Genomic DNA, 5,164 nt, shown 5'->3' on the forward strand with positions numbered 1-5,164 from the left:
GCGCCTCCTCGTAGCCCTCGGCGACGGCGACCACGGCGGCGTGGGCGGCCGTCAGCACCCCCACCCCCCCCCTGGGGGCGGGGGCGGCGCGCGGCCCCCCCCCCCCGCGGCGGGCGGCGGCCCCGGGCAACCCCCGGGGCCCCCCACGCCTGGACCCGCTAACGTCCCGGTGACGTGACCGCCACCACGGACCCGGGCCGCCGGCCGGGCGACCTGATCCGCGCCGACCCGCTGCCGCGCCGGTTCCGGCCGGCGCACGCCGAGGCCGCCTACCGCGTCTTCTACCAGGGCGTCGGCCACGACGGGCGCGGTCGGCTGGTCACCGGCTCGGTGTTCGTCCCCGAGGGCGCGCCGCCGGGCGGCGGCTGGCCCGTGGTCAGCTACGCCCACGGCACGACGGGCCTGTCCGACCGCACCGCGCCGTCCCGCACCGGCCTGCTGCGGCTGGAGCGCGAGCACGTCGCGGCGTGGCTCGCGGCCGGTTACGCGGTCGCCGCGACCGACTACGAGGGCCTCGCCACGCCGGGACCGCACCCGTACCTCAACGGCGAGGCGGTGGCCGACGACGTGATCGACATCGTGCGCGCGGCCCGGCGGCTCGACCACCCGCTCGACCGGCGCTGGCTCGTCGCGGGCTTCTCCCAGGGCGGGCACGCGGCCCTGTTCACCGCCCTGACGGCCACGCGCTACGCGCCGGAGCTGGACTTCCTCGGCACGGTCGCGCTCGCCCCTCCGGTGCACCCGGTGCGGGTCGTCGCCACCCGCACCGGCGACGCGGCCGCGGCCGTCTGCGCGTTCGTGCCGATCGTCCTGGCGGGCCTGCGCGCCCGGTACCCCGACTTCTCCCCCGGCTTCCTCACCGGGCGCGGCACGGCGCTGGTCGACCTGGCCGCACGGGTGTCGCTGGTCGAGGTGTTCCGCGCCGCCAGGGCGATCACCAACCACGAGACCGGCATGACGGACCTGACCCGCCACCCCGACGTGGCCCGCGTGCTGGACGAGTGCCGCGTCCCGGTCGCCTGCCTGGACCGCCCGGTCTTCCTGGCCGCGGCGGGCAACGACGAGATCGTGCCGCCCGCGGTGATCCACGACTTCGCCGACGACATCGCCGCAGCGGGCAGCGCCGTGCGCCTGACCACGTACCCGGACGCCGACCACGGCGCCATCCTCGCCGCGGCCCGCCCCGACGCGACGGCGTGGGCGGCCGACGTCACCGGCCACGCGCCCGCCCCGGTCACGCCGTCGCCCCGCTTCGACCTGCTCGACGCCACCGGCGACGGCTACCTGCGCCGCGACGACTACGAGGTGTTCGCGCTGCGCCTGGTCCAGGCGTTCGGCCACCCGCCGCGCTCCCCCGCCGCGATGGCCGTCCGCTCCGCCTACCGCGCGCTGTGGCGCGCCCTGGCCGCCGAGTCCGACACCGACGACGACGGCCGCGTCGACAAGGCCGAGTTCCTGGCGTGGGCGGGCCGCGCCACGCACGAGGTCTTCGACCGCACCCTGCGCCCGCTGGCCACGGCCGTGCTGGCGCTGGTCGACGTGGAGGGCACGGGCGTGGTGCGGCGCGACGGGTTCCTCACCCTCATGGCCCGGTGCGGCCTGCCCGACGCCGACGCGCGCACCCTGTTCGACCGCCTCGACGCCGACCACCGCGGCACGCTCGGAACCGACGAGATCGTCCGCGCCACCCGCGAGTTCTGCCTGGAGCCCGCACCCGACAAGCCCGGCCACTGGCTGTTCGGCCGGTTCTGAGCCGTCACCGCACCGGGCACCGGGCGTCGTCGGCCGGCAGCGCGTGCACGCACGTCGGCACGGTGCCCAGGTCGGCGATGTCGGCCAGCTCCAGCAGCGCCACGGGCCGCGACGCGCCGGTCCGGTCGACGTCGAAGGCGATCGGACCGGAAGCGCCCCGGTAGCAGCTGCCGCGCGCGGCGTCCCGGTCGTCCGGCGGGCACGAGAGCTCCCGCAGCTCCTGCCCGATGGCGGCGCGGTTCGGCGGACCGACGGCGGCGTCGCCGAGCGGCACCCCGGCGGCGTCGACCCGCTGCCGCTTGAACCGGTTCTCCTTGACCGCGTGCACGAACAGCCCCGCGCCGTCGTACGACACGCCGACGCGCTCGCCGATCCACGGCAGCACGGTGGCGTCCTCCTGGAGCCTGCGGCCGAACTCGCGCCACGCCGGGCGCCCGCCCGCGCCGGACCGCAGGTCCCGCAGGCCGGCGCACAGCCGGGACGGCTCGTCCGCGCCGTCCCGCTCCGGCGACAGGCACGTGCGGTTGCCCTGCACGACCGCGCTCGCCAGCGACACGTACGCCATCGACCGCCCGCGGTGCTTCTCCGTCCGCTTGCCGCCGTCGGCGACGAACCGCGACGTGGTGTCGTTGCCGACCACCACGGGGGTGCGGTCCTCGCACTCCTCGTACAGGGTGTCCAGGAAGCCGTCGAAGTCGTACTCCCGGCCCGCGTAGTACGCGATCCGGCCGACCTCCGCGGTGTCGCAGCGCGGTTCGACCCCGCGCACCGGGCCGCGCCACGCCACCAGCCACGACTCGTCCGCGCCGAGGACTTCGTCCAGGCCCTGCCGCAACGTCTTCAGGTAGCTGTCGCCCTCGACGTCCGCGGGCTGGTAGACCGTCACCTCCTTGCCCAGCCGCCGCGAGTACTCGCGCAGCAGCGCGATCTGCTTCTCGTTGCCGGGCACGAGCTGGAAGTACAGCGGCGACCGGTCGGCGAGCCCCTGCCCGGTCAACGTGGTCGCCACCACCGGGATGCCCAGGTCGCCCAGCGCGCCGATGGCGCTCTCCGTCGCGGGCACCGTGCGCCCCATCCCGACGACGCCCATCGCGGTGCGGTCGCCGGCGAACAGCGGGGCCAGCAGGCGGTCCACGACGGTCCGGGCGTGCCGCATCTTGTGGCCGCCGTTGGCCACGACGACCCGCAGCAGCGGCAGGTCGCCCTCGGTGTTGTCGTGCGACTGCCGGATCAGCAGCCCGGTCAGCTCCTCGGTGACCGCGCCGGCCGAGTCGTCCGGCACGGTCGGGCTGGTCAGCTCGGCGAAGTACACCACGGTCACCAGGGGCCGGTGGTCGGACGCGGCGGCCAGCCGCTCGGCTTCCCGGTTCAGCTCGAAGATCGCGAGCTGGGCCTTGCGCAGCCGGTCGTCCTCGCCGAAGACCTGTGCCGCGCTGTCGCTGTAGCCGACGCACTCGCCGCCGTCCGGCGTGTCGACCCACTCCGCCGCCACGCCGGCGCGCGCGGACGGCAGGCAGTCCTCGACGATCCGGGCGACCAGCCACCGCCCGCCGGTCAGGCTCGCCGCGACCAGCGCCGACACCGTCACGGCGGCGATGAACGACCGGCGCGCGGGCACCGGGACGGGACGCGGGCGCAGCAGGCCGCGGTGGGCGTCCCAGGCGCGGCGGTCCCGCTCCCCCGGCCGGTCGCCGCCCGCCGGCGGCAGCGCGACGGTGATGAACCGCGCGTCCGGGCGCAGGGTCTGCCGGCGTGCCGGGAGTTCCCGGTACCAGTCGCGGATCTCGTCGGTGATCTCGCTCGCCGGCTGCGGCGTGCGGTGCGCGAGCCGGGCCGGCAGGGACGGGGACGTGGCCACGAAGAGCACCGGATCGTGCTCGGTGGACTGGTTGCGGACGTCGTTGACCAGGCCCAGCAGCTCCCAGCCGCCGTTGTCCTCCCGGACGTTGTCCAGCAGCACCACGGTGTACGCGGTCCGGTGCCAGCGCCGCAGCCGCCACGTGCCCGGCCCGTACAGCTCGCGCAGGTCTTGGAGGAACGCGTGCACGAGGAGCTTCTTGAGCTGCGGCAGGTTCTCGTCGTCCTGCCGGCCGACGGTGAGGAGTTCGGCGAAACCGGTGAAGCCGGCCGAGTGCCCCGGCAGCATGAACGGCTGGCGCATCAGCCACCTCGGCTCGCCGCCGGTCACTCGCGAGCCGCGCGTCCACAGCCAGAACCGCAGCGGCCGGTGCCACGCGAACAGCAGGGACACCAGGAACCGCGCCGGGGCGGGCAGCGACGCCGAGACCTCGATCGCCGCCTGCCGGGCCGCCTCCGGGCGTTCCCAGCGCGCGTGCCACAGCCGCAGCAGGCGGGTGATGTCGGTCAGCTCGTTGCGGTTGTCGCCCTCGGTGAGCCGCCAGCCGGTGAGCCAGTCGACGAGGCGGTAGCGGCGGAACCGGCTCGGCCGCAGGGCCCCGAACCGGTCGGCGGACAGCCGGTGCCGCAACTCGTCCAGCACGGGCAGCAAGGGGCTCCTGCGCCGCGGCGACGGGTTCTCGCCCTCCGCAGGCTCCCACCGCGCGGCGGAGGCGGCGATCGCCTCGTCCACGTCGACGCGGACGAGCGGGATCCGGGGCGGGCTCGCGTCGTCCACGAGCCTGGCCAGGTCGGTCAGGAACCCGTCCGCCCCGCCGCCGATCAGGCACGGCAGCGGCAGCGGCCGGTCGCCGCGCAGACCGCCGTGCCCGGACCCCGACCAGCGCGGCCGCTCGCTCAGGTCCCTGACCGCCGACAGCACGGCGTACAGCCCGCGGAACACAGCCTTCGCCACCGACCCTCCTCCGTCCACCGACCCAGCGAGAACTATGCGGGCGCGACGGCGATCCGTCGCCGCAGTGATCGGGCCGGGTCGGGTCGGCGGGTCAGCCGCCCGTCGGGCGCGGGACGAGCAGGAGCCCGTCGTCGGTGCGCTCCACCACGAAGACCCGCCCGTGACGCCGTGCCATCGGGGACACCGCGAACCGCCGGCCTTCGTCGTCCACCGGGATGGCCAGGCTCCGACCGGCGCAGTCGTAGGTCAGCGACAGGGTGAACGTGTGGGCGGCACGGGCGGCGGCCAGGCGCAGCGGCAGCGCGGTCCGGCCCAGCGCGGGCACGACGACGCGACGCGTGGTGAAGTACGCGCCCTGGTCGACCCCGTTCCCGACCGACCGGGCGAGCGGGAAGGGCGCGTCGAGGTCGAACGTGAGCCCGTCCTCGTTCCGCGCGGCGGCGGGGACGAGGAACGCCGTCCCCGCGACGACCGGCTCCTCCCGCTTGTCGGTGACGACCACGTCGCGCACGACGGCGTCGCGGGGACGCGGGCGCGCGCCGCGTCGCGTCGACCCGCAACGCGGTGCCCGGCGTGGTGGTGACCGCCGACGCGGCGAGC

The 5,164-nt window shown here is 76.3% G+C and carries 3 protein-coding genes; 1 reads left to right on the forward strand and 2 read right to left on the reverse strand.

What is annotated here, in order from left to right; genetic code table 11:
* Nucleotides 1–174: 174 nt before the first annotated feature.
* Entirely contained in the window at nt 175–1,752 is a 1,578-nt protein-coding gene (locus tag ACFXGA_RS38770) for a lipase family protein (protein ID WP_378097729.1), read from the forward strand.
* Nucleotides 1,753–1,756: 4 nt separating this feature from the next.
* Here the strand turns inward: ACFXGA_RS38770 and ACFXGA_RS38775 are convergent, their stop codons facing one another.
* Together ACFXGA_RS38775 and ACFXGA_RS38780 are read right to left on the reverse strand one after the other, a co-directional pair.
* On the reverse strand, nt 1,757–4,564 hold the full coding sequence (locus ACFXGA_RS38775) for a hypothetical protein (protein WP_378097732.1): 2,808 nt from the start codon (nt 4,562–4,564) through the stop codon (nt 1,757–1,759).
* 91 nt (nt 4,565–4,655) lie between these two features.
* Nucleotides 4,656–5,164 (reverse strand): hypothetical protein (locus ACFXGA_RS38780; RefSeq protein WP_378097735.1); only part of this gene is annotated, 509 nt, incomplete at its 5' end.

The organism is Actinosynnema sp. NPDC059335 (genome assembly GCF_042752395.1).
Lineage (GTDB): Bacteria > Actinomycetota > Actinomycetes > Mycobacteriales > Pseudonocardiaceae > Actinosynnema.